Origin of the sequence: Pseudomonas sp. PIC25, from assembly GCF_002286785.1 — a bacterium.
Lineage (GTDB): Bacteria > Pseudomonadota > Gammaproteobacteria > Pseudomonadales > Pseudomonadaceae > Pseudomonas_M.
The window spans coordinates 12,672-36,995 of record NZ_MUJY01000066.1; the positions used below are offsets into that span (position 1 = coordinate 12,672).

Annotated in this window: 19 protein-coding genes and 1 tRNA gene; 11 read left to right on the top strand and 9 right to left on the bottom strand. The window is 63.7% G+C overall.

Annotated elements, in window-relative coordinates; translation table 11 throughout:
• The first annotated feature begins 20 nt into the window (after positions 1-20).
• Positions 21-4,991, top strand: a complete 4,971-nt coding sequence (locus tag BZL41_RS07670; RefSeq protein WP_168190962.1) for a tetratricopeptide repeat protein — start codon at positions 21-23, stop codon at positions 4,989-4,991.
• A 35-nt stretch (positions 4,992-5,026) separates the two neighbouring features.
• Here the strand turns inward: BZL41_RS07670 and nhaC are convergent, their stop codons facing one another.
• The 5 genes from nhaC to BZL41_RS07695 form a co-directional block, all read right to left on the bottom strand.
• On the bottom strand, positions 5,027-6,475 hold the full coding sequence (gene nhaC, locus BZL41_RS07675) for a Na+/H+ antiporter NhaC (RefSeq protein WP_095598741.1): 1,449 nt from the start codon (positions 6,473-6,475) through the stop codon (positions 5,027-5,029).
• Between the two features lie 71 nt (positions 6,476-6,546).
• The gene (locus tag BZL41_RS07680; protein WP_095598742.1) at positions 6,547-9,381 is read right to left on the bottom strand and encodes a valine--tRNA ligase; all 2,835 of its coding nucleotides are present in this window, start codon (positions 9,379-9,381) and stop codon (positions 6,547-6,549) included.
• Between the two features lie 116 nt (positions 9,382-9,497).
• Positions 9,498-9,917: a DNA polymerase III subunit chi gene (locus BZL41_RS07685; RefSeq protein WP_095598743.1), complete on the bottom strand. Its 420-nt coding sequence runs from the start codon at positions 9,915-9,917 to the stop codon at positions 9,498-9,500.
• Positions 9,918-9,924: 7 nt separating this feature from the next.
• A complete protein-coding gene (locus tag BZL41_RS07690) occupies positions 9,925-10,353 on the bottom strand; it encodes a DNA polymerase III subunit chi (protein WP_095598744.1) in 429 nt (142 codons plus the stop codon).
• A gap of 49 nt (positions 10,354-10,402) precedes the next feature.
• A complete protein-coding gene (locus tag BZL41_RS07695) occupies positions 10,403-11,893 on the bottom strand; it encodes a leucyl aminopeptidase (RefSeq protein WP_095598745.1) in 1,491 nt (496 codons plus the stop codon).
• 140 nt (positions 11,894-12,033) lie between these two features.
• On the opposite strand from BZL41_RS07695, the gene lptF reads away from it, so the two are divergent.
• Positions 12,034-13,155: an LPS export ABC transporter permease LptF gene (gene lptF / locus BZL41_RS07700; protein ID WP_095598746.1), complete on the top strand. Its 1,122-nt coding sequence runs from the start codon at positions 12,034-12,036 to the stop codon at positions 13,153-13,155.
• Positions 13,148-14,209, top strand: coding sequence for an LPS export ABC transporter permease LptG (gene lptG / locus BZL41_RS07705; RefSeq protein WP_095598747.1), 1,062 nt, complete (start codon positions 13,148-13,150; stop codon positions 14,207-14,209). The genes lptF and lptG overlap by 8 nt, the downstream gene beginning before the upstream one ends.
• Before the next feature lie 38 nt (positions 14,210-14,247).
• On the opposite strand, the gene BZL41_RS07710 is transcribed toward lptG, so the two are convergent.
• From BZL41_RS07710 to BZL41_RS07720, 3 genes are all read right to left on the bottom strand, one after another.
• Complete coding sequence (locus BZL41_RS07710) at positions 14,248-14,742, bottom strand: RDD family protein (protein WP_095598748.1); 495 nt, start codon at positions 14,740-14,742, stop codon at positions 14,248-14,250.
• A 97-nt stretch (positions 14,743-14,839) separates the two neighbouring features.
• Complete coding sequence (locus BZL41_RS07715; RefSeq protein WP_084335705.1) at positions 14,840-15,052, bottom strand: cold-shock protein; 213 nt, start codon at positions 15,050-15,052, stop codon at positions 14,840-14,842.
• Between the two features lie 333 nt (positions 15,053-15,385).
• A tRNA-Leu gene (locus BZL41_RS07720) sits at positions 15,386-15,472 on the bottom strand.
• A gap of 107 nt (positions 15,473-15,579) precedes the next feature.
• Between BZL41_RS07720 and queA the strand changes: the two genes are divergently transcribed.
• From queA to BZL41_RS07750, 6 genes are all read left to right on the top strand, one after another.
• Entirely contained in the window at positions 15,580-16,623 is a 1,044-nt protein-coding gene (gene queA / locus BZL41_RS07725) for a tRNA preQ1(34) S-adenosylmethionine ribosyltransferase-isomerase QueA (protein ID WP_095598749.1), read from the top strand.
• Between the two features lie 20 nt (positions 16,624-16,643).
• On the top strand, positions 16,644-17,759 hold the full coding sequence (gene tgt / locus BZL41_RS07730) for a tRNA guanosine(34) transglycosylase Tgt (protein ID WP_168190963.1): 1,116 nt from the start codon (positions 16,644-16,646) through the stop codon (positions 17,757-17,759).
• 47 nt (positions 17,760-17,806) lie between these two features.
• Positions 17,807-18,142: a preprotein translocase subunit YajC gene (gene yajC / locus BZL41_RS07735; RefSeq protein WP_084335708.1), complete on the top strand. Its 336-nt coding sequence runs from the start codon at positions 17,807-17,809 to the stop codon at positions 18,140-18,142.
• A gap of 62 nt (positions 18,143-18,204) precedes the next feature.
• The gene (gene secD, locus BZL41_RS07740; protein ID WP_095598751.1) at positions 18,205-20,070 is read left to right on the top strand and encodes a protein translocase subunit SecD; all 1,866 of its coding nucleotides are present in this window, start codon (positions 18,205-18,207) and stop codon (positions 20,068-20,070) included.
• Between the two features lie 13 nt (positions 20,071-20,083).
• Positions 20,084-20,995 (top strand): protein translocase subunit SecF, encoded by a 912-nt coding sequence (gene secF / locus BZL41_RS07745; RefSeq protein WP_095598752.1) that lies wholly within the window; start codon positions 20,084-20,086, stop codon positions 20,993-20,995.
• An 84-nt stretch (positions 20,996-21,079) separates the two neighbouring features.
• Positions 21,080-21,628, top strand: a complete 549-nt coding sequence (locus BZL41_RS07750) for a glycine zipper 2TM domain-containing protein (protein WP_095598753.1) — start codon at positions 21,080-21,082, stop codon at positions 21,626-21,628.
• A 55-nt stretch (positions 21,629-21,683) separates the two neighbouring features.
• Here BZL41_RS07750 and suhB read toward each other — a convergent pair whose 3' ends face one another.
• Positions 21,684-22,499: an inositol-phosphate phosphatase gene (gene suhB / locus BZL41_RS07755; protein ID WP_095598754.1), complete on the bottom strand. Its 816-nt coding sequence runs from the start codon at positions 22,497-22,499 to the stop codon at positions 21,684-21,686.
• Positions 22,500-22,643: 144 nt separating this feature from the next.
• Here suhB and trmJ point away from each other — a divergent pair, with 144 nt between their 5' ends.
• Together trmJ and cysE are read left to right on the top strand one after the other, a co-directional pair.
• The gene (gene trmJ / locus BZL41_RS07760; RefSeq protein WP_095598755.1) at positions 22,644-23,417 is read left to right on the top strand and encodes a tRNA (cytosine(32)/uridine(32)-2'-O)-methyltransferase TrmJ; all 774 of its coding nucleotides are present in this window, start codon (positions 22,644-22,646) and stop codon (positions 23,415-23,417) included.
• Positions 23,417-24,193, top strand: coding sequence for a serine O-acetyltransferase (gene cysE / locus BZL41_RS07765; protein ID WP_095598756.1), 777 nt, complete (start codon positions 23,417-23,419; stop codon positions 24,191-24,193). The genes trmJ and cysE overlap by 1 nt, the downstream gene beginning before the upstream one ends.
• The last annotated feature ends 131 nt before the right edge of the window (positions 24,194-24,324 follow it).

The window sequence follows — 24,324 nt, forward strand, 5'->3', positions numbered from 1 at the left end:
TTCACGCAAGGATGCATCGGATGGATATCCACGCTTCGCTCCGCTCCCCGATCCTGGACATTTCCGACAGTACGCTCGATGCCATCGAGCGCCTGGTCGATCAGGGCTACCTGTTGCAGGCCCACGAGCAGGCTACGGGCCTGGGCGACTATCGCGACTGGCGCGGGCCACGCGCCATGGCGCTGGCCGCTCGTCTGGTCGGCAACCTGGGCGCGCCGCGCTTGGCCGATGCGCTGATCCGGCTCGGCTATCGCCGCTATCCCCAGGCCGCCGAGACGCGCTTGCGTTACGCTCGTTTCCTTCTTTCCAGCCGCGGTGCTCACCGAGCCTGGACATTCTTCCATTTGCTGGATGGCTGGCTGCCCACGCAGCCGGCGCTACGGGCCGAATGGCTATCGCTGAAAAGCTATCTGCTGGCGCTGTTGCGCGACTTCGCGGGGGCCGAGGCGCTGCATCGCGAAGCGCTGGATTGTGGAGTGGATGATCCCTGGCTGTGGGTCGAACGTTCCTATGGGCTGGAGCAGGAGGACCGCTATGACGAAGCGCTGGAGGTCTGCGAACGTGCGCTCGGCTATCCGCTGCGGCTGCGCTCGGCGCTGCAGCAGGTGACCCAGCTTCAGGTGCAACGGGGTGATGTCGAGGCGGCCTTGGAAAGGTTGCGCAACGCCGCCGGTAACCTGGAAAGCGGCTCTCTTTGCGCTCAACTGGCCGATCTCCTGATCGAGCGTGGCGACCTGGACGAGGCCGAGACCTGGCTGCGCCGGGCTGAAGGCTGCATGCCATTGTTGCGCAAGGAGCAGGCACACTGGCTGGCGGCACGGCGTTGCGACATTGCGTGTCTCCGGCAGCACTGGGAGGAGGCCGAGGTCCAGGCCGAACGGGCCGGTGGGGGCTTCTACCGGGGCGTGCTGGAGAGCCTGCGGCGCGGTGAGCGGGGTATCCGCTGCTTGTTGCCGGTAGGTTTCGTGCGCCAGCACCACATGACCTGCGTCCCCGCCACCCTGACCGCCCTGGCGGGCTACTGGAGCCGTCCGGTGGAGCATCTGGAGGTGGCTGAGGAGATTTGTTACGACGGTACGCCACATTTCGCGGAGCGCGCCTGGGCCGAGCGGCACGGTTGGCTGGCACGCGAGTTCACCGTGGATTGGGATATCGCCCGGGCCTTGATCGACCGCGGCGTGCCTTTCACCCTCACCATCCAGTACACCGGGAGCGGTCATCTGCAGGCAGTCGTCGGCTACGACGAGCCGCGCGGCACCTTGCTGATCCGCGACCCCAGCCTGGCCCAGCATACGGAGTTCCGGGCCGTGGAGTTGTTGCAGGCGCAGCGCTCTTCCGGGCCGCGCGGCATGCTGTTGCTGCCGCCGGAAGAGTCGGAGCGGCTGGAAGGGCTGATCCTGCCCGAGGCCGAGTGCTGGGATGGTTACTACCGACTGATGGCCGCCCTGGAGGCACATGAGCGGGAGTCTGCGTTGGCAGGGCTGGCCTCGTTGCAGGCGCTGGCGCCAGAGCACTTACTGACGCTGCAGGCCATGCGCGCGGTGGCTGCCTACGATGGCGACCAGGTTCGTCTGTTGCAGGCGACCGAAGCCCTGCTGGAGCAATTTCCCCGGGATGCCAACCTGGTGTTGTCCAAGGCGGCATCGATGAGCCAGCTTCGCCCCTGGGCGGAGCAACTGGCCTGGCTGGCGGAGCACGGCGAGCGGCGCGGCAGCGATCCGGGCATCGCCGTGCGCTATGCCCAGTCGCTGGCCGAGGACGGTCGGGCCAGCGCCAGAGCAGCGGCCCTGCTGCAGCGAGTGTTGCGTCAGACACCGATGGAGGCGCAGGCCTGGAACGGCCTGGCCGGGTTGCGCTGGGCCGACGGTGCGCGCGAAGAGGCGACCGAACTGTTCCGCGTCGCTGCGTGCCTGCAATTCATGCGCGAGCCCTACAGCCTTCATTACTTCCGTGCCGAGCGCAGTCTCGGCCGTACCGAACGCGGTCTGGACTTCCTGCAGGACCGCCAGCGGCGGCTCGGCCGGCTCGCCGCAGGCCCTACCCTGACTCTGTGCGAACAATTGGAAGAGCTGGAGCGCAGCGAAGAGGCCCTCGTATTGCTGGAGCAGGCGCTGGAGGGGCGCCCGCTGGATCCCGACCTGCTGCTGTATGGCGTCGATCTGCTGGGTCGCCACGGCGAAGTGCAGCGCGCAGAGGCTCTGCTGGTGCGGGCCGAACCGGTCAGCCGGCGTAGCGCCTGGTTGCGCGCGCGGGTCCTGCATAGCCAGCGCAGCGCCGGAGATGCCCGGAAGGCGCTGGACTGGTGTCGGGAGGCGGCGGAGCTGGACCCCTTCAATCTGAGCCTGCACCGTCTGTGTATCGGCCTGCTGGTGCAGTGCGAAGGGGACGATGCAGCACAGGCTTATCTGCAGGCGCTGGCGACCCGTTTCGAGCACCACTGCGGCATTGCCGAGCTGTTGGTGGAGCGCGCTCAGCAGCGTTCCCTGACCGAGGCTGAGGAAGCCTTGCGCCGTCTCCTGCGGAGCCACCCTCACCATCCTTGGGCATTGCGCGAGCTGTCGATCGTTCTGAGCCGCCAGGGGCGTGGTGAGGAGGCTATGGAGATGGCCGAAACGGCCTGCCAGATCGATCCGGCCAGCAGCACGTCATGGTCCACACGTGGTTTCGTCCTGTTGCAGAGTGGCCAGGTCGAGGCCGCGCACGAAGCGTTTCGCGATTCGCTGCGGCGTTCCGTGGATAACGACTACGCCGGCAACCGGTTGATCGACACCAGTACCAGCCAGGAGGAGGCACGGCAGAACCTGGTCTTTCTTCACGCCGAGCTGGTCCGCCAGGTGACCTTCGGTGACGGCTGGATGACCTACCAGATCCAGGGGCAGGACCTGCTGGACGGCGAAATCGTGCTGGAGGCTCTGCGCGAAGCGCTCGCCCGGCGCCCCGATCTCTGGCAGGTCTGGGTTGCTCTTGGCTGGCAATTGGTCGCCATGGAGCGTTTGGACGAAGCGGCGGCGTTGCTGGACGAGGCCGTCGAACGCTTCCCCCTGTTGCCGCGCATCGCGCTCGAACGCGCCGAGTTGCACAAGCGGTTGGGGCATCTGGCGGAGTGCCAGGCGGTACTGGAGCGCAGCTTCCGTATCAATCCGCTATGGGCCCGGAGCGTCCGCCTATACGTCGAATGCCTGCTGGAGGATGGACGCCAGCTAGAGCGAGCCGACCAGTTGCTTGCCAGCGTGCTGGCCCGAACGCCGGAGAACCATGAGCTGCGTGCCTTCCGCGCCTATGTGCTGGGCGAGCGGGAACACTATGAAGAGGCCATGCAACAGGCCGAATGCGTGCTGCGGCATGAGCCGGGGCATCGCTGGGCGTGGGACCAGTTCAAGCGATATGCCGGGCTTCTGGAACAGCCGGACCGGCCCTTGGCGTTGGCCCGCGAGTTGGTCCGGCTGCGGCCAGGGGAAGCCGAAGCCTGGCTGCTGCTAGCCGGTGAGGATACTGACGAGACGGCGCGCGAAGAGGCCCTGCGGCAGGCATTGCAGCGCGAGCCGCGTCATGAGGCGGGCAATGGGACATTGCTTGACCTGCTGCTCCGTTCGGGGCGGCACGAGGAGTTGCGTGCCTGGCTGCAGGTATCTCATTGGGGCGACCGCCCGCCGGTCGGTCTGGCGCTCTATGGTCCCCGTTCGCTGCGTGCCGAGGGGCGCGGGGAGGAAGCGATCGCTGAACTACATGCCCTGCTCGAACGTCTGCCGGATAGTTATCCGGCCTGGCGCGAGCTGGCTGATCAATTCGAGCTGTCGGAGGACTTTCCCGGTTATGTGAAGGCCGCGCGGCAGATGGTCCGCCTGGACCCGAAGTCGGCCGTATCCCATGGCTACCTGGGGCATGCGCTGTTGCTGAACCGGGAGCGGGACGCGGCGAGGGAGGCCTTCCTCCAGGCGTTCCGCCTGGACAGCGACTATGTATTCGCCGGAGTGAACGCCTACGACCTGCTGCTGGAGCAAGGTGACCGCAGCGCTGCCCGGCCGATCCTCGACCAACTGCTTGCCGGTTCCCGGGCTCCCGTGCTGGCCTTGCGGGCGCTGCGCCTATCGCTGGCAATGGGTGATGCCGCACTCAAACGCGAGGCGCTGGAGCGATTGTGCCGCGACTTGGATGCGGAGGAGCACTGGGACGAAGTGCTCACTATCATCACCGAGCCACACAAAGACGCGGACCTGCGTACCGTGTTGGAGCACGCGCTTCGTGACGGCTGTCCACACGTCGCGGCGGCTCGCTATTGGCTGCAGCTCGAAGACAGCCGGTGGGCGCCCGGAAGCCTGCAGCGTGCTTTCCGGCGGATGCTGCCGCACGACCGCGACAACCGGCTCGCGCGGGCTATGTTCGATCTACTGGCCACCCGGGAGAACAGCCGGGGTCTGCTCCAGGAAACCCTGACGAACTGCAGCGCGGCCATCCGCGACGACGATCAGGTCTGGGCCATGGCCAGCTACGCGTTGCTCGGGCACGACCTGTTCGACGCCCTGTTCCACTGGATGGGCGACTGGCGGGCGCGTCCGCAGGCGCCGTCCTGGGGACTGAGCAACCTGGCCACCGGTTGCTACCTGCGTGGTCGAGACAACGAAGGCTTCGCAGTCGCCCAGGCCGCCCTGGAGCGCGAGCCCCGCGATCCCATCGCGCGCTGTTGGCTGGCGTTCGATGCGGCCTGGCATGAGCGGCACGACGAGATGCGTGAGCATCTGGAATTGCTCGAGGACGAGCGGCTCGGTGTCTTCCACCAGTGTACGCTCGGCCTCATCCGTGGATATGCACAGGCCCTGGAAGCAGGAGACGGGATGGCCGCCCAGTGGCCTTTCCGGGAAACGGCGGCGCAGGCACGCAATATCAACAATCCCGCCTACCGACGGCTGCGCAAACGGCTCGCTGCCCGGCTGGCCCGCATCGGTTCGGCACCGGGTTGGCTCTGGCCGTTACGCTGGCTGCGGCTGCGCTAAAGGCACCGCCCGCGCGAGCGGGCGGCGTGGGGCTATCAGGTTTGGGCCGGTTCCGCGGCGGTCATTGGCTGCGGCGGCCGCGCGAAGGCCAGGCTGATGGCCATCAGCGGCATGATCAGGTTGAAGAAGCAGTAAGGCAGGTAGGTCAGCGTGGCCACGCCGAGGGTGGCGGCCATGTAGGCGCCGCAGGTGTTCCAGGGCACCAGCACCGAAGTCAGGGTGCCGCCGTCTTCCAGGGCGCGGGACAGGACGGTGGGTTTCAGGCCGCGGCTCTCGTACTCGGCGCGGTACATACGGCCGGGCAGGACCAGGGCGATGTACTGGTCGGCGGTGATCACGTTGGTGCCGATGGTGGTGACGATGGTGCTGGCGATCAGGCTGCTGGTGCGCTTGGCCAGGTGGATGGTGCTGTTGAGCAGTCGCTGCAGCAGACCGAGTTTTTCCAGCACGCCGCCGAAGCTCATGGCGCAGATGATCAGCCAGACGGTATTGAGCATGCTTCCCATGCCGCCCTTGGATAGCAGGCCGTCCAGTTCGGCGTTGCCGCTGTCCGACTGGTAGCCGGCGAACAGGGCGTTCCACACGGTTTTCAGCGGGGCGAGCGCGCCGGCTTGCGGGTCGGCCAAGCGGCCCATCACCTCGGGCTGGAAGACCACGGCGAAGACCGCGCCGACCAGGGCGCCGAGGAACACGGCGGGGAAGGCCGCCCACTGGCGCATGGCGAGGAACAGCAGGAAGGCCACCGGCAGCAGCAGGTGCCAGCCAAGGCTGAACTGGCCCTCCAAGGCGCTCAGCACGGCTTGGATGCGGGTGGTGTCGTGGCTGTCGCTGGCCTGTTGGCCGAGCACGAAGAAGATCACAAGGCTGATCAGCAGGGCCGGTACCGTGGTGTGTGACATGTAGCGGATGTGCTGGAACAGATCGGCACCGGCCGCCGCCGGGGCGAGGTTGGTGGTGTCCGACAGCGGCGACAGCTTGTCGCCGAAGTAGGCGCCGGAAATGATCGCCCCGGCGGTGATCGCTGGGTCCAGGCCGAGTCCCGAGGCCACGCCCATCAGGCCGATGCCGAGGGTGCCGGCGACCGTCCAGGAGCTGCCGATGGACAGTGCGACCAAGGCGCAGATCAGGCAGCTGGTGACGTAGAAGTATTCCGCCGAGATCAGCTTGAGGCCGTACCAGATCATGGTTGGCACGGTGCCGGCGAGAATCCAGGTGCCGATCAGCGCTCCCACCGACAGCAGGATCAGGTTGGCTTTCATCGCCATGTGGATGCCGGCGAGGATGCCTTCCTCAATCTGTGCCCAGCGCTGGCCATTCTTCAGGCCCACCAGGCCGGCGACGAAGGCCGCAGCCATCAGGGCGATCTGGTTGGGGCCGGACGAGGAGCCGTCGCCGAACAGGTAGACGGACAGGCCGAGCAATGTCACCAGGACGGCGATCGGCAACAGGGCGTCGAGTAGGGAAGGGGAGCGGGGAACGGTCATGGCGGGTTACCGATAAAACGACGGGGCCCGCGCCGTATCGGCCGCGGGCCCCGTGAGGTTACTGCAGGAAATTACAGACTGGCGATACGCTCGCGCTGTTCGTTGAGCTTGCCCAGGGCCAGTTCGGCTTCGGCCAGCTTGGCGCGTTCCTTGGCGATTACTTCGGCCGGTGCCTTGTCGACAAAGCTGGCATTGGACAGCTTGCCGCCGACCCGCTGCACTTCGCCGCCGAGGCGCTGGATTTCCTTGTCCAGGCGTGCCAGTTCGGCGTCCTTGTCGATCAGGCCGGCCATCGGTACCAGCACTCCCATCTCGCCGACCAGCGCGGTGGCGGCCAGCGGGGCCTCTTCGCCGGCTTCCAGGACGCGCACGCTTTCCAGCTTGGCCAGCTTCTTCAGCAGCGGCTCGTTTTCGGCCAGACGGCGGCGGTCTTCGGCGCTGGCGTTGTTCAGCACCACGTCGATGCGCTTGGCCATGGAGATGTTCATCTCGCCGCGAATCTGCCGCACGCCGAGCATGAAGGCCTTGACCCAGGCGATGTCGCCCTCGGCGGCCGCATCGATGCGCGCCTCGTTGGCCACCGGCCAGGGCTGCAGCATGATAGTTTCGCCCTGCTTGCCGGCCTGGGCCCTGATCCGCTGCCAGATCTCTTCGGTGATGAAGGGCATGAACGGATGCGCCAGGCGCAACGCCACTTCCAGCACGCGGATCAGCGTGCGGCGGGTACCGCGCTGGCGCTCGACGGAGGCCTGCTCGTCCCACAGCACCGGCTTGACCAGCTCCAGGTACCAGGCGCAGTACTCGTCCCAAATGAACTCATAGAGTGCCTGGGCGGCCAGGTCGAAGCGGAAGGCTTCGAGATGGCGGGTGACATCGGCTTCGGTGCGTTGCAGCGCGGAGATGATCCAGCGGTCCACCGAGGACAGTTCCACGGGTTCGTCGTTGACGCCGCAGTCCTTGCCGTCAGTGTTTTCCAGCACGAAGTTGGTGGCGTTCCACAACTTGTTGCAGAAGTTGCGATAGCCCTCGACGCGGCCCATGTCGAACTTGATGTCGCGGCCAGTGGAGGCCAGCGAGCAGAAGGTGAAGCGCAGGGCGTCGGTACCGTAGCTGGCAATCCCCTCGGGGAATTCGGCGCGGGTCTGCTTGGCGATCTTTTCCGCCAGCTTCGGCTGCATCATGCCGCTGGTGCGCTTGGCCAGCAAAGTATCGAGATCGACGCCGTCGACAATATCCAGCGGGTCGAGCACGTTGCCCTTGGACTTGGACATCTTCTGGCCCTGGCCGTCGCGCACCAGGCCGTGGACATAGACGGTCTTGAACGGAATCTGCCCGGTCAGGTGAGTGGACAGCATGATCATCCGGGCGACCCAGAAGAAGATGATGTCGAAGCCGGTGACCAGCACGTCGGTGGGGTGGAACGTTTTGAGGAAGTCGGTCTGCTCCGGCCAGCCGAGAGTGGAGAAGGTCCACAGGCCCGAGCTGAACCAGGTGTCCAGCACGTCTTCGTCCTGGCGCAGGTCGATGTCGTTGGTCAGGTTGTACTTGGTGCGGACTTCCGCTTCGTCGCGACCGACATAGACGTTGCCGGCTTCGTCGTACCAGGCCGGGATGCGGTGACCCCACCAGAGCTGGCGGCTGATGCACCAGTCCTGGATGTCGCGCATCCAGCTGAAATACATGTTCTCGTACTGCTTCGGCACGAACTGGATTTCGCCGCTTTCCACCACGGCGATGGCCTTCTCGGCCAGCGGTTTGGTGGCGACGTACCACTGGTCGGTCAGCCAGGGCTCGATGACGGTGCCCGAACGGTCGCCGCGCGGCACCTTCAGGGCGTGGTCGTCGACCTTCTCCAGCAGGCCCATGCCGTCGAAGTCCGCCACGATGGCCTTGCGCGCCTCGAAGCGGTCCATGTGGGCGTAGCTGTCCGGCAGGGTCGGATCGACCCGGTCGTTGACACTGCCGTCGAGGTTGAACACCTGGGCGGTTTCCAGCACTGCGGCGTTCTTGTCGAAGATGTTGATCAGCGGCAGGTTGTGGCGCTTGCCGACTTCGTAGTCGTTGAAGTCGTGGGCCGGGGTGATCTTCACGCAGCCGGTGCCGAACTCGCGGTCGACGTATTCGTCGGCGACGATGGGGATCAGGCGGTTGACCAGCGGCAGCATGACGTGGCGGCCGATCAGGTCCTTGTAGCGCTCGTCCTCCGGGTGCACCGCGACGGCGGCGTCACCGAGCATGGTCTCCGGGCGGGTGGTGGCGACCACCAGGTAGCCCAGGCCTTCGGCCGTCCTGGCGCCGTCCGCCAGCGGGTAGCGCAGGTGCCAGAGGTTGCCCTTCTCGTCATGGTTTTCCACTTCCAGGTCGGAAATGGCGGTATGGAACTTGGTGTCCCAGTTGACCAGGCGTTTGCCGCGGTAGATCAGGCCGTCTTCGAACAGGCGGACGAAGGCTTCCTTGACCGCCTCGGACAGGCCCGCGTCCATGGTGAAGCGCTCGCGCGACCAGTCCACCGAGGAGCCCAGGCGACGAATCTGGCGAGTGATGGTGCCGCCGGACTCTTCCTTCCATTGCCAGACCTTCTCCAGGAACTTTTCTCGTCCGAGGTCGTGACGACTGACGCCCTGGGCGGCGAGCTGGCGCTCCACCACCATCTGCGTGGCGATGCCAGCGTGGTCGGTACCCGGCTGCCATAGGGTGTTGCGGCCTTGCATGCGGCGCCAGCGGATCAGCGCGTCCATGATGGCGTTGTTGAAACCATGGCCCATGTGCAGGCTGCCGGTGACGTTCGGCGGCGGGATCATGATGGTGTAGGGCTCGCCGGAACCTTGCGGGGCGAAGTAGTTCTTGGACTCCCAGGTCTGGTACCAGGAAGTCTCGATGGCATGCGGCTGGTAGGTCTTGTCCATGCGGCGGGACCCTTAAGACGGCTGATCACGGAAAACCGGGGAGTATAGCGGGGTTGGCCAGCGGCAAGCCACTGGCGGCGGGCGGTAAGCCGAACGTGCGGGAGATGCGTCGCCGCTCAGCGTTTGCGTTGGGCCAGCAAACGATCCAGGCGGGCGTCCAGGCGGCGCTTGAGTTCGGCTTCGATCTGCGGCACGAAATCATCGATCACGTCCTGCAGGATCAACTGCGCGGAAGCGCGCAGTTCCGTGTCCAGGCGCGCCAGTTCGGCGGCGACACTGTGCTGGAGGGCTGCCGCGACAGGCGCCGCGGGGCGAGGTGTGACGGCGGGGGGCGGTGCAGGCGCCGGGGCTGCCGCGCGTGGGGTGGTATCGGCCGGGGCCGGGGCCACTACGTCGGAGAGCAGGGGAATCTGCGCCGGATCGACGGACTCGGTCAGCAGCGGCGGTTCCAGTGTGTCGTCGCCCAGCAGATCGCGGATCGATTCGAGATCGTCCAGCAACTGCTTGGGTTTTTGCGGTGGGGTATGGCTGTCCATCGAACGTTCACAGGCGGGGCAGGCGGTGGTCCTGCAAAGGATAGCCGTGCTCCCGGTAGAAACGGAAACTCTCTCTTGCCGCCTGACGGATGGCCGGCTCTTCGACCACCAGTTCGGCGACCCGGGCGAAGCGGCTGAAAAAGGCGGGCACACCGGCTCCCAGGTTGATCAGCAGGTCCTGGTGAGTGCCTGGCGCTTCGCCGAGCCCTAAGGCCACCGGCGCCTCTTCATCCTCCTCGGCCAGGCTGTGCGGCAGGAAGGCTTCGCCCTTGAAGCGCCACATTTCCGCGTCAAGGCGGTTGCGCTGGGCGTCGTCCTGGCAGTGGACGTAGATGCGATGCCCCAGGCGCCAGGCTTTTTCCGCCAGTTTGCAGGCGAAGGCCAGACGTGCCTCGGGATCGGCGCTGGGCAGGATGTAGAAGTCGACTTTGGTCATGGGAACTCGACGGCGGGTCGCGGGGAGCCGGGGCTCCCCGCGTTGCGCCTCAGGCCTTGCAGCGGTCCAGGAGGTACTGAGTCAGTAGCGGGACGGGACGGCCGGTGGCGTTCTTGTCCTTGCCGCCGCTGATCCAGGCAGTGCCGGCGATGTCGAGGTGCGCCCAGTGGTAGTTCTTGGCGAAGCGGGAAAGGAAACAGCCCGCGGTGATGGTGCCGGCCTTCGGTCCGCCGATGTTGGCGACGTCGGCGAATGGGCTTTCCAGCAGCTCGTGGTAATCCTCGAACAGCGGCAGTTGCCAGGCACGGTCGTCGGCGCTCTCGCTGGCCTTGAGCAGTTGCTTGATCAGTCCGTCGTTGTTGCCCATCAGGCCGCAGACATTGCTGCCCAGGGCGACGATGCAGGCGCCGGTCAGGGTGGCGATGTCCACCACCGCTTGCGGCTTGAATCGCTCGGCATAGGTCAGGGTGTCGCACAGCACCAGGCGGCCTTCGGCGTCGGTATTGAGGATCTCGACGGTCTGGCCGCTCAGAGTGGTGACGATGTCGCCCGGGCGGGTGGCGTGGCCGCTGGGCATGTTCTCGGCGCAGGCGAGGAGGCCGACCAGGTTGATCGGCAGTTGCAGCTCGAGCACGGCGCGGAAAGTGCCGAGCACGCTGGCGGCGCCGCACATGTCGTACTTCATTTCGTCCATGTTGGCCGAAGGCTTGATGCTGATACCGCCTGTGTCGAAGGTGATGCCCTTGCCGACCAGGGCGTAGGGTTTCTCATCCTTTTTGCCGCCGTTGTACTGCAGCACGACGAGGCGCGGTGGCTGGACGCTGCCCTGGCCCACGGCGAGGAAGGCGCCCATGCCCAGTTCCTTGAGTTTCTTCTCGTCCAGTACCTCGACCTTGAGGCCCTTGTAGGTCTTGGCCAGGTTCTTGGCTTCCTCGGCCATGAAGCTCGGGTGGCAGAGGTTCGGCGGCAGGTTGCCCAGGTCGCGGGTCAGGGCCATGCCGGCGGCGATCGCCCGGGCGTGGGTGGCGGCGCGCTCGACATCGGCCTGGCTGTTTTTGTCGGCGGTCAGAGTGACGGTCTTCAGTGCGCGCGGATCGGCTTTCTGGCTCTTGAAGCGATCGAAGACGTAGCCGCCGTCGATCAGACCTTCCACCAGCAGTCGAGCCTTACCGTAGAGGTCGCGGCCTTTCACCGGCAGCTCGTGCAGGGTAATCACGGCATCCTTTCCGCCCAGACCTTTCAGTGCGCTCTGTGCCGCGCCGATGACCTTGCGGTACTGCCGATCGGACAGTTCGCGCTCCTTGCCGCAGCCCACCAGCAGGACACGCTCAGTCTTGAGCGCGGGCACGCTGTGCAGCAGCAGGGTTTGGCCGAGCTTGCCGGCGATGTCGCCGCGCTTGAGCAGGGTGCTGATAGCACCACCGCTGGCGGCATCCACCGCTTTGGCGGTTTCGCCGAGCTTGCGGCCTTCGCCGACGGCCAGCACCAGGGTGGCGGTTTTCAGGGTTTCCGGACGAGCGCTTTTGACAAGGAATTCCATGGCAAGGTGTCCCCAAGACAAAGAGCCGGCTTTGCAGGATAATGCCGGCTATTTTTTCGGTGTCCGCCTGTCGGCGGGTCGGCCTAAAGCGGCTAGTTTGAGCGTAGCTGTGCGAGCCTGACAACCCTGGAGTGGCTGGTTTGATTGTCTTCCGTTATCTGTCCCGTGAGTTGCTGATCACCTTGAGCGCGGTGAGTGCCGTGCTGCTGGTGATCATCATGAGTGGCCGTTTCATCAAATACCTGGCTCAGGCCGCTCAGGGCCTGCTCGACCCGGGCGTGTTGTTCCTGATCATGGGGTTCCGCCTGCCGGGCTTTCTTCAATTGATCCTGCCGTTGGGGCTGTTCCTTGGCATCCTGCTGGCATACGGCCGGCTCTATCTGGACAGCGAAATGACTGTGCTGTCGGCCACTGGCATGAGCCAGAGCCGGCTGATGGCCTATACCCTGGCCCCGACCGCGCTGGTCGCGCTGCTGGTGGCCTGGTTGAGCATGGGCCTGGCCCCGCAGGGGGTGGCGGAGGTGGCGCGCATCCTCAACGAGCAGGACGCGCTGACCGAATTCGATACCCTGGTACCCGGTCGTTTCCAGACCATGAAGAACGGCACCCGTGTGACTTATACCCGCGAGTTGTCGGAAGACCGTGGCGAGCTTGCCGGCATCTTCATTTCGGAGAAGCGCCTGTCCCGGCAAGGCGACAAGGAGCGCGGCATCACCGTGCTGGTGGCCGAATCCGGGCGACAGGAAATCCAGCCGGACGGCAGCCGCTACCTGATCCTGGAAAACGGTTACCGCTACGATGGCAACCCGGGCGAAGCGGACTATCGGGCGATCCAGTACGACACCTATGGTGTGCTGCTGCCGAAGCCGGAAGTCAGTGCCGAAATCAGCGAGCGTGAGGCGATCCCGACCCGTGAGTTGTTCGGCAGCGACAAGCCGCGTTACCAGGCCGAGCTGCAATGGCGCCTGTCGATCCCGTTGCTGGCTTTCGTGGTGGCGCTGATGGCGGTGCCGCTGTCCAAGGTCAATCCGCGTCAGGGGCGCTTCCTCAAACTGCTGCCTGCAATCCTGCTGTATATGGCTTACCTGTCGCTGCTGATCGCCGCCCGGGGCGCACTGGATAAAGGAAGGATTCCCATGCAGCTCGGGCTCTGGTGGGTGCATGGGCTGTTCCTGGCCATCGGCTTGCTGCTGCTCTACTGGGAACCCTTGCGGCTGAAGCTGGCCGCCCGTCGTACCGTGCGGGAGGTGGCCCATGGCTAAGTTGGATCGCTATATCGGCACCAGTGTGTTCTTCGCGATCCTCAGCGTGCTGGGGATCATCGTTGGCTTGGCCCTGTTGTTCTCCTTTATCGACGAGCTGGGCGATGTCGAAGGCGGCTACGGTTTGTCCGAAGCTTTCTACTACGTCCTGCTGACCACTCCGCGGCGTATCTACGAGATGCTGCCCATGGCTGCGCTGATCGGCTGTCTGATTGGTCTCGGTAGCCTTGCCAGCAGCAGCGAGCTGACCATCATGCGCGCGGCGGGCGTGTCGATCGGACGGATCGTCTGGGCGGTAATGAAGCCGATGCTCGTGCTGATGCTGGTGGGCATCCTGATCGGCGAGTACGTGGCGCCCTGGAGCGAAAACCTGGCGCAGGCCAATCGAGCCATGGCGCAGGGCGGTGGCGATGCGCAGAGCGCCAAGCGCGGCCTCTGGCATCGTCAGGGTGACGAGTTCGTCCACATCAACGCCGTGCAGCCGAATGGCGTGCTTTATGGTGTGACCCGTTATCGCTTCGATGATCAGCGCCATCTGGTGGAGTCCAGCTTTGCCCGGCGTGCGCTGTACCAGGGCGATCACTGGATGCTGGAGGATGTGGCAACGACCCGCTTCCATGAGCGCAGTACTGAAGTCAGCCAGGCCTCGACCCTGCGCTGGGATGTCGAGCTGAGCCCGCAATTCCTCGGCACCGTGGTGCTGGCGCCGGATGCGCTGTCGATGACCGGATTGTGGCGCTATATCCAGTACCTGGCAGACCAGGGGCTCAACAATGGCAACTACTGGCTGGCGTTCTGGAACAAGGTGTTGCAGCCACTGGTGACGGCGGCGCTGGTGCTGATGGCCATCTCGTTCATCTTCGGCCCGCTGCGCTCCGTGACGCTGGGGCAGAGGGTGTTCACCGGCGTGCTGGTGGGCTTCGTGTTCCGCATTGCCCAGGACCTGCTGGGGCCGTCCAGTCTGGTGTTCGGCTTTTCGCCGCTGCTGGCAGTGGTGTTGCCGGCCGGTATCTGTGGTTTGGCCGGTTTCTGGCTGCTGAGACGAGCCGGCTGATCGAGGGGCGGCCAGCCCCTCTCTCCACGTTCTCGCCGTTATTTCTTGTGGATGTTCTTGGGCAGTTGCACGACTTTGCTCTCGGAGTAGATGTCGTGCCAGCTACGCTTCTGCTTGTCCCAAAGAATCCAGAGGAATCCCAGGCCTGCGCACAGCCAGGAAATGATGGCGATCAGGAAGCGCAGCAATGCTTGCCAGAGGTCGATCGCTGTACCGTCGGCATTCTGTACGCGTAACCCCCACACCTGCATGCCCAGGGTCTGGCCATTGTGCGTCCAGAATTTGGCGAAGAAGCCGAACAGGCCGAGCAGTAACAGGCTGGAAAGAAGTGGGTCGCCATCCAGGGCGCCGGATTCGGAAAGCGCCCGGAGTTTGGCTTCGCCGTAGATGCCCATCTGCACCAGCTTGTAGGCGAAGGTGATCACCAGTAGCAGGGCCACGCAGAGCAGGAAGTCATAGAACATCGCCGCCAGTCGGCGGATAAGACCTGCGGTTGGGAAGTCGCCCTGTGGGTGAAGCGTGTGTTTCGGCATCGTGGGGCTCGCAGCGAAGGAAAGCCGCCATTTTACGGAATGACGGGCATAAAAAAGCCCCTGATGTTGCCATCAGGGGCTTTTGGCGACGCGGCGATTAGCCCAGGATCTGGACCTTGTCAGCCTGCATGCCTTTCTGGCCTTGTACGGCTTCGAAGCTGACTTTCTGGCCTTCTTTCAGGCTCTTGAAGCCATTGCCTTCGATGGCGCGGAAGTGCACGAACAGATCCGGACCGCTCTCGGGGGTAATGAAGCCAAAGCCCTTCTCGTCGTTGAACCACTTGACGGTGCCGGTTTGACGATTCGACATATCTTAATTCCTTGGAACTGGAGTTGATGGCAGCCTCTATGACAATAGAGGACTGGAACTGGTTGCAGAGAGTAAGAGAAGTCGAGCGGGATGTAGCGGATCTGTAGGATCTACTGCACCAGGTCACGATTCAACAGCGACCCATGCAAACACAGTGCGCACACTCTACGCTAACTTTCAGGCAAATGCCAACCCCCAGGAAGGTGCCTTTTTCATGGCTGCGAAAGTCCCGGGTCAGGGCTGCGGAAAACGCCATGTCGGCAGATGAGGCGGATCGAAGAAGACTTGGAACGGAGGGCGCCGTCGAGAACGGCTGGGGGGAGATTTTTCTTATGGTGCCTCGGGAGAGACTCGAACTCTCACTCTGTCGCCAGAAACGGATTTTGAATCCGCCGCGTCTACCGATTCCGCCACCGAGGCATAATGGCGGCGCAGTATAGGGAGGCATTTTCTCCGGGTCAATTGGGTTTCATGGTCACCGCGAACTAATTCCGTTAAACTTCGCGGCCCTGCAAGACGACCCCATCATGCGCGTTTCCGACTTTCATTTCGATCTGCCCGAATCCCTGATCGCCCGTCATCCGCTGGCCGAGCGGCGGGCCAGCCGCCTGCTGGTCCTGGATGGTCCTACCGGTTCGCTGGCGCATCGCCGCTTTCCGGATCTCCTCGAGTATCTGCGCCCCGGCGACCTGATGGTGTTCAACAACACCCGGGTGATTCCGGCGCGTCTGTTCGGCCAGAAGGCATCCGGCGGCAAGCTGGAAATCCTCATCGAACGGGTGCTGGACAGCCATCGGGTATTGGCCCACGTGCGTTCCAGCAAGTCGCCCAAGCCTGGCTCGAAGATTCTCCTCGAGGGTGGGGGCGAGGCCGAGATGCTGGCCCGCCACGATGCGCTGTTCGAACTGGCGTTCGCCGATGAGGTGCTGCCCCTGCTCGAGCGCGTTGGCCACATGCCGCTGCCGCCCTACATCGATCGACCGGACGAAGCCGCCGACCGCGAGCGTTACCAGACCGTCTACGCCGAGCGTGCCGGCGCCGTTGCCGCACCTACGGCCGGTCTGCATTTCGATACGGCGCTGCTCGAGGCGATCCGGGAGAAGGGGGTGGAGACCGCGTTCGTCACTCTGCACGTGGGAGCCGGCACGTTCCAGCCCGTTCGTGTGGATCGCATAGAAGACCACCATATGCACCGCGAATGGCTCGAGGTGAGCCAGGACGTGGTGGATGCGGTGGCAGCCTGCCGGGCCCGGGGTGGTCGTGTGGTCGCGGTGGGGACCACCAGTGTGCGTTCGCTGGAAAGCGCCGCGCGGAACGGGGCGCTTGAGCCATTCAGTGGCGACACCGATATCTTCATCTTCCCGGGCTACAGCTTCCGCGTGGTCGATGCACTGGTGACCAACTTCCACCTGCCCGAATCCACCCTGCTCATGCTGGTTTCCGCCTTCGCCGGCTATCCCGAGGCCATGGCTGCATACCGGGCGGCCGTCGAGCAGGAATATCGTTTCTTCAGCTACGGTGATGCCATGTTCATCACCCGCAACCCCGCACCCCGCGGCCCCGAGGATTGATCATGTCCCGCACCTGCCATATGTCCTTCGAGCTTCTGGCGACCGACGGCAAGGCCCGTCGCGGCCGTCTCACCTTTCCGCGCGGTGTGGTCGAAACCCCGGCGTTCATGCCTGTCGGTACCTACGGGACGGTGAAGGGCATGCTGCCGCGCGATATCGAAGCCATCGGTGCCCAAATCATCCTCGGCAATACCTTCCATCTCTGGCTGCGTCCCGGAACCGAGGTGATCAAGCGGCACGGGGATTTGCACGATTTCATGCAGTGGAAGGGGCCGATCCTCACCGATTCTGGCGGTTTCCAGGTGTTCAGCCTTGGTGCGCTGCGCAAGATCAAGGAGGAGGGGGTCACCTTCGCTTCGCCGGTCGATGGCAGCAAAGTATTCATGGGACCCGAGGAGTCAATGCAGGTCCAGCGCGATCTCGGCTCGGACATTGTGATGATCTTCGATGAGTGCACGCCCTATCCGGCCGACGAGGATGTGGCGCGCCGCTCCATGGAGCTGTCGCTGCGCTGGGCCCAGCGTTCCAAGGTGGCCCATGGCGATAATCCGGCCGCGTTGTTCGGCATTGTCCAGGGCGGTATGCACGAGAGCCTGCGCATGCGCTCGCTGGAAGGATTGGAGTCGATCGGCTTCGATGGGCTGGCGATCGGCGGCCTGTCGGTTGGCGAGCCGAAGGAAGAGATGATCCGTGTGCTGGATTTCCTGCCGCCACGGATGCCGGCCGACAAGCCGCGCTACCTGATGGGGGTCGGCAAGCCGGAGGATCTGGTGGAGGGCGTGCGCCGCGGGGTCGATATGTTCGATTGCGTGATGCCGACCCGCAATGCCCGCAACGGTCACCTGTTCATCGAGACCGGTGTGCTGAAAATCCGCAATTCCGCCCATAAGCACGACGAGTCGCCATTGGACCCGACCTGCGACTGTTACACTTGCCAACACTTTTCCCGCGCCTATCTCCATCATCTGGACAAATGCGGCGAAATGTTGGGAAGCATGTTGAATACAATCCATAACTTGCGGCATTACCAGCGTCTGATGGCTGGTTTGCGCGAGGCTATCCAACAGGGTACATTGGCCGCCTTCGTCGATGCCTTCTATGCTCGGCGCGGCCTGCCAACGCCGCCGCTGGACTGAACAAGAACACGCTTTCCCTTCTTATATATGAGTAACAGGAGTGCTACATGAGCTTTCTGATCCCCGCTGCCTACGCTGATGCGGCTGCCCCGGCGGCTGGCCCTGCCGGCACCGGTTTCGAGTGGGTGTTTCTGGTCGGCTTCCTGGTCATCTTCTACCTGATGATCTGGCGCCCGCAGGCGAAGCGCGCCAAGGAGCACAAAAACCTGCTCGGCGGTCTGCAGAAGGGCGATGAAGTGGTGACCTCCGGTGGCATCGCTGGAAAAGTGGTCAAGGTTGCCGACGATTTTGTCGTGCTCGAAGTGTCCGACACCGTCGAGCTGAAGATTCAGAAAGTGGCCATTGCCGCAACGCTGCCCAAGGGCACGCTGAAGGCCATCTAAGCACATCACTTCACCATTTGGACGGGGCGCGCAAGGCGCCCCGCGTCATTAGGCGGCGCGTCATGCTCAATAAATACCCCATGTGGAAATACCTGCTGATCCTCGTGGTTCTGACGGTAGGCATTATCTATTCCGCTCCCAATCTCTACCCTGACGATCCGGCCATCCAGATCCGAGGCCAAAGCGCTGCGCTGCAGATTGGCCAGGCCGATCTTGATCGTGCCGAGCGCGCCCTCAGGGACGCCGGTATTGCGGTCAAGTCGAGCGGTCTCGGCGAGCAGGGTGGCGGCTTGTTGCGCCTGACTCGCCAGGAAGACCAGTTGCCGGCCAGGGATGTGGTTCACCGTGCACTGGGCGACGAGTATGTAGTCGCTCTGAACCTTGCACCGACCACGCCCGATTGGTTGCGCAATCTGGGGGCTGGTCCGATGAAGTTGGGCCTGGACCTGTCCGGTGGCGTGCATTTCCTGATGGAAGTGGACATGGACAAGGCGGTGGATGCACGCCTGAAAGTCTACGAAGGCGAAGTGAAGAGCCTGCTGCGCAAAGAGCGGGTTCGTTATCGCAGCCTGCCGCAGCAGGATGGCGCCATCCAGTTGGGGTTCACCGACGCGGATACGCTGGAAAAAGCCCAGGCCCTGGTGCGCCGCAATTTCTCCGACTTCGATGCGACTAGCAGCGAGCGTAACGGTATGCAGGTGCTCCGCCTGGCGCTGACCCCGGCCAAGCTCGCGGAAATCCGGGAATACTCCATCAAGCAGAACCTGACCACGGTGCGCAACCGGGTCAACGAGCTGGGTGTCGCCGAGCCGCTGGTTCAGCGTCAGGGTGCCAACCGCATCGTCGTGGAACTGCCAGGGGTGCAGGACACCGCAACGGCCAAGGGTATCCTTGGCAAGACCGCGAACCTGGAGTTCCGTCTGCAGGCCGAGGCGGATGCGGCCCGGGCGACTACCGAGGCTTTCGAGTTTCGTCAGGAAGGACGCCCGCCGGTCCAGTTGGAGCGCACCCTGATCATCACCGGTGACCAGGTGACCGATGCGCAGGCGAGTTTCGACGAGAACGGTCGCCCGCAGGTGAATATCCGCCTGGATGGGCATGGCGGCGACCTGATGAATCGCGCTACCCGCAACAACGTCGGGCGCAGCATGGCGGTGATCTTCATCGAACAGAAGCCGGTAACCCGCTACGTCAAGCAGGTGGTCGGCGGCGTCGAGAAGGAGGTGCCGGTGCAGGCCTTCCGTGAGGAGAAGAAGATCATCAGTCTGGCGACCATTCAGTCGCCGCTGGGCAACAGCTTCCGTATCACTGGTCTCGATGGTCCGGGCGAGTCCTCCGAACTGGCACTGCTGCTGCGCGCCGGTGGTCTGGCCGCGCCGATGTACTTCGCCGAAGAGCGCACCATCGGGCCGAGCCTGGGTGCGGAGAACATCGAGCTGGGTGCCAATGCCGCACTGTGGGGCTTCTTCTTCGTCGCCCTGTTCATCGTTGCGATCTACAAGTTCTTCGGGCTGCTGGCGACCGTCGCGCTGGGCTTCAACATGGTCGTCCTGGTCGCGTTGATGTCCTTGCTGGGGGCGACGCTGACCCTGCCCGGCATCGCCGGTATCGTGTTGACCATGGGTATGGCGGTGGACGCCAACGTGCTGATCTTCTCCCGTATCAGGGAGGAAATCGCCAACGGAATGTCCATTCAGCGTGCCATCCATGAGGGCTTCGATCGCGCCTTCTCGGCCATTCTCGATGGCAACCTCACCACCCTGCTGGTGGGGGGAATTCTCTTCGCCATGGGGACCGGTCCGGTGAAAGGTTTCGCCGTGACGCTGTCGCTCGGGATCATTACCTCCATGTTCACCGCCATCGTCGTGACCCGTGGCATGGTCAACCTGATCTTCGGTGGTCGCGATCTGAAGAAGCTGTGGATTTAAGGGGTACGCCACGATGAAACGCGTTATCAACTTCATGGGCATTCGCCACTTGGCGTTTGCCGCGACCGTGTTGCTGACCCTGGTATCCCTGGGCAGCCTCGCGTTCCAGGGGCTGAATTTCGGCCTGGACTTCACTGGCGGCACCCTGATCGAGCTGGGTTACGAAAAGCCGGCCGAACTCGACAAGGTGCGCAGTCAACTGAGTGCGGCAGGCTATCCAGACGCCGTCGTGCAGAGCTTTGGGGCTACCACCGATGTGCTGGTGCGCTTGCAGGGCGACGACCCGCAGCTCGGCAACAAGGTCTCTGCGGCTTTGGAGCAGGCGGACAGCGGCAACCCGGTATCGGTCAAGCGGGTCGAGTTCGTCGGTCCGGCGGTCGGAGAGGAGCTGCGTGACCAGGGCGGCCTGGGCATGTTGCTGGCGCTGGGCGGCATCCTGGTCTACGTGGCTTTCCGCTTCCAATGGAAGTTCGGTCTGGGTGCGATCCTTTCGCTGATCCACGACGTGATCGTGACGCTCGGGGTGTTCTCGCTGTTCCAGATTCCCTTCGACCTCACGGTCCTGGCGGCGGTCCTGGCAATCATCGGCTATTCGCTGAACGATACCATCGTGGTGTTCGACCGTATCCGCGAGAATTTCCGTGTCCTGCGCAAGGCCGAGCTGATCGAGAACATCAACATCTCCACGACCCAGACGCTGTTGCGTACCCTTGCAACGTCGATTTCCACCCTTCTGGCGGTCGTCGCGCTGATGGTCTTCGGTGGGGAAAACCTGTGGGGCTTCTCGTTGGCGCTGTTCATCGGTGTTCTGGCGGGTACTTACTCGTCCGTCTATATCGCCAGCATTCTGCTGATCTGGCTGAAACTCACCCGCGACGACCTGATTCCGCCGGCAGTCGAGGAGGCGGTGGATGATCGCCCCTGAGTAGCGAAGCGGAACTCTCGTGCGGTGCCTGGGTCCAAGGCAAGGACAAAGGCACTCGGGTGCCGATCGAGAGGTAGGAGATATATGAACAAGTCGATGCTCGTAGGTGCGGTACTGGGTGCGGTCGGTGTGACTGCCGGTGGTGCCCTGGCTACTTACAGTCTTGTGGGTGGCGGCCCCGAGTATGCCGAAGTGCTCGCCGTGGAGCCGATCAAGGAAACGATCAAGACCCCGCGCGAAGTATGCAAGGACGTTACCGTGACCCGCCAGCGTCCGGTGCAGGACCAGCATCAGATTGCAGGTACCGTGATTGGTGCGGTGGCCGGCGGATTGCTGGGTAATCAGGTCGGTGGCGGTAACGGCAAGAAGATCGCTACCGTGGCTGGTGCTGCAGCCGGTGGCTATGCCGGTAACAAGATTCAGGAAGGCATGCAGGCGCGTGACACGTACACGACGACCGAGACCCGCTGTAATACGGTGACCGACACCAGCGAAAAGGTGGTCGGTTATGACGTGAAATACAAGCTGGGTGAGAAGGTCGGAAAGGTGCGGATGGATCGCGATCCGGGTGCCGCCATTCCGGTGAAGGATGGTCAGTTGGTTCTGGCGCAGCAATCCCAGCCTGCCCAGTAGGCGAAATCGAGACAAAGAAAAACCCGGTCTAGGCCGGGTTTTTTCGTATCTGCGGTCAGCGTTTCAGCGACGGGGGAAGGTGTGGCTGGATCGCAGTCAGTACGGCCTTGAAGCACTTGGTATTGCCGGCGACGATGTGGCCTTTTTCCAGGAATTCGTGGTTGCCGGTGAAATCGCTCACCAAGCCACCGGCTTCCTGTACCAGTAGGGCGCCCGCAGCCATGTCCCATTCGGACAGGCCGAACTCCCAATAGGCGTCGTAGCGGCCGGCGGCCACGTAGGCCAGATCCAGGCTGGCGGCGCCGGCGCGGCGAATGCCGGCGGTCTGTCCGACCAGGCTGCGAAACATGTTCAGGTAATTGTCCAGATGGTCCATCTGGCTATCGCGGAAGGGGAACCCCGTGCCGAGCAGTGCGCCTTCAAGGCCCTTGCGCGGGCTGACGCGCAGGCGGCGACCGTTCAGGGCCGCGCCACGACCGCGGCTGGCGGTGAATTCTTCCTGGCGGACCGGATCGAGCACCACGGCGTGTTCGAGACGGCCGCGATATTTGCAGGCGATGCTCACGGCGAAGTGCGGTACGCCGCGAACGAAGTTGGTGGTTCCATCCAGCGGGTCGATGATCCATTGGTAGTCGGCACCTTCGCCGCTGCCTTCGATCAGTCCGCCTTCTTCGCCTTTGAAGCCGTGATTCGGGTAGGCCTTGCGCAGGGCGTTGACGATGGTCTGCTCGGCAGCGCGATCGACCTCGGTCACATAATCCTTGGCTTCCTTCTCGTTGACCGAGATGACATCCAGCCGCTCGATGGAACGGAAGATCAATTCTCCGGCGCTGCGGGCTGCGCGCAGCGCGATATTCAGCATGGGCTGCATGGACGATTACCTGGGACATTAAAGAAAGCCGGCCATTCTAGCAGAAAAGCTTGGCGCGGGTAGCGCGCCTTGTGTGGTGCGTGGCGTTCGCCGGGGGGCTTCTGTAAGATTTGCTGCCTTTTTGCTGTTTGTGTGTGGTGCCCGGTGCTGCAGAACATACGAGTGGTCCTGGTGAATACCAGTCATCCCGGCAATATCGGCGGGGCTGCGCGCGCCATGAAGAACATGGGGCTCTCCCGTCTGGTGCTGGTCGATCCCGAGGATTTTCCCAGTGGGGAGGCCGTCGCTCGCGCTTCCGGCGCGACGGATATCCTCGACAACGCGCAGGTTGTCGGCACGTTGGAAGAGGCATTGGTGGGGTGCAGTGTGGCGCTTGGCACCAGTGCGCGAGACCGACGCATTCCCTGGCCGCTCCTGGATCCGCGTGAATGTGCGGCAACCTGTCTCGATCAAGTGGGGGCTGGGGCTGAGGTCGCATTGGTTTTCGGGCGTGAATACGCCGGCCTGACCAACGAAGAGCTGCAGCGTTGCCAGTTCCATGTGCATATCCCGTCGGACCCGGAGTTCGGTTCGCTCAACTTGGCGGCTGCGGTGCAGGTGTTGGTGTACGAGGTTCGCATGGCATGGTTGGCGGCCCAGGGGCAGCCGACCAAGATGGAGAAGCTGGAGACCACGGCGATTCTAAATTCCCAGCCGGTGACGGTGGAGGAGCTGGAGCTTTTCTATGGGCATCTGGAAAAGACGCTGGTGGACATCGGCTTTCTCGATCCCGAGAAGCCGAGGCATCTGATGTCGAGGTTGCGCCGGCTTTACGGGCGTTGCGGTATCAGCAAGCTGGAAATGAATATCCTTCGCGGCATTCTGACAGAGACTCAGAAGGTTGCCCGGGGGGAGCCTCACAAGCGGAGAGAAGACTGATGTTCGAGCGCGTTCGAGAAGATATCCAGAGCGTTTTCCATCGCGATCCGGCTGCGCGCAACGCGTTCGAGGTGCTGACCTGCTACCCGGGCCTTCATGCGATCTGGTTGCATCGTCTGGCGCATGCGCTGTGGGGCGCCGGCTGGAAATGGCTGGCACGTCTGGTGTCGAATTTCGGCCGTTGGTTGACTGGGATCGAGATCCATCCGGGGGCGAAAATCGGCCGGCGCTTCTTCATTGATCATGGCATGGGTATCGTGATTGGCGAGACGGCGGAAATCGGCGATGACGTGACGCTGTATCAGGGGGTGACCCTGGGTGGTACCAGTTGGAACAAGGGTAAGCGTCATCCGACCCTGGAAGATGGTGTGGTGGTCGGTGCCGGCGCCAAGGTGCTGGGGCCTTTCACGGTGGGGGCGGGGGCGAAGATCGGCTCCAATGCGGTGGTGACCAAGGCCGTGCCGGCTGGCGCTACGGCGGTCGGTATTCCCGGGCGAATCATCGTAAAGGTCGATGACGAACAGGAGGCCAAGCGCCAGGCTATAGCCGAGAAGTTCGGCTTCGACGCATACGGCGTCGGCCAGGACATGCCTGATCCCGTGGCGCGGGCGATCGGTCAGTTGCTGGATCACCTGCAGGCGGTGGATGCGCGCCTGGAGGGGATGTGCGCGGCGCTCAAGGCGCTGGGCAGTGATTATTGCGCTAAGGAGCTGCCTGCGCTGCGCGAAGAGGACTTCGCCGGGGTCAAGGATGACGGCAGTAAGCCTGCGGCCTGATGCGCGGTTGCTGGTGTCCTGTTATGATGCGCGCCCCTGCTGGGGCGCGTAAACCTGAGTAAAAGGATAGGTCTTTTAGTTGACTTAAATACTCGGGAATTGCATACTCGCTGCAAACCAGCGATCCCGTG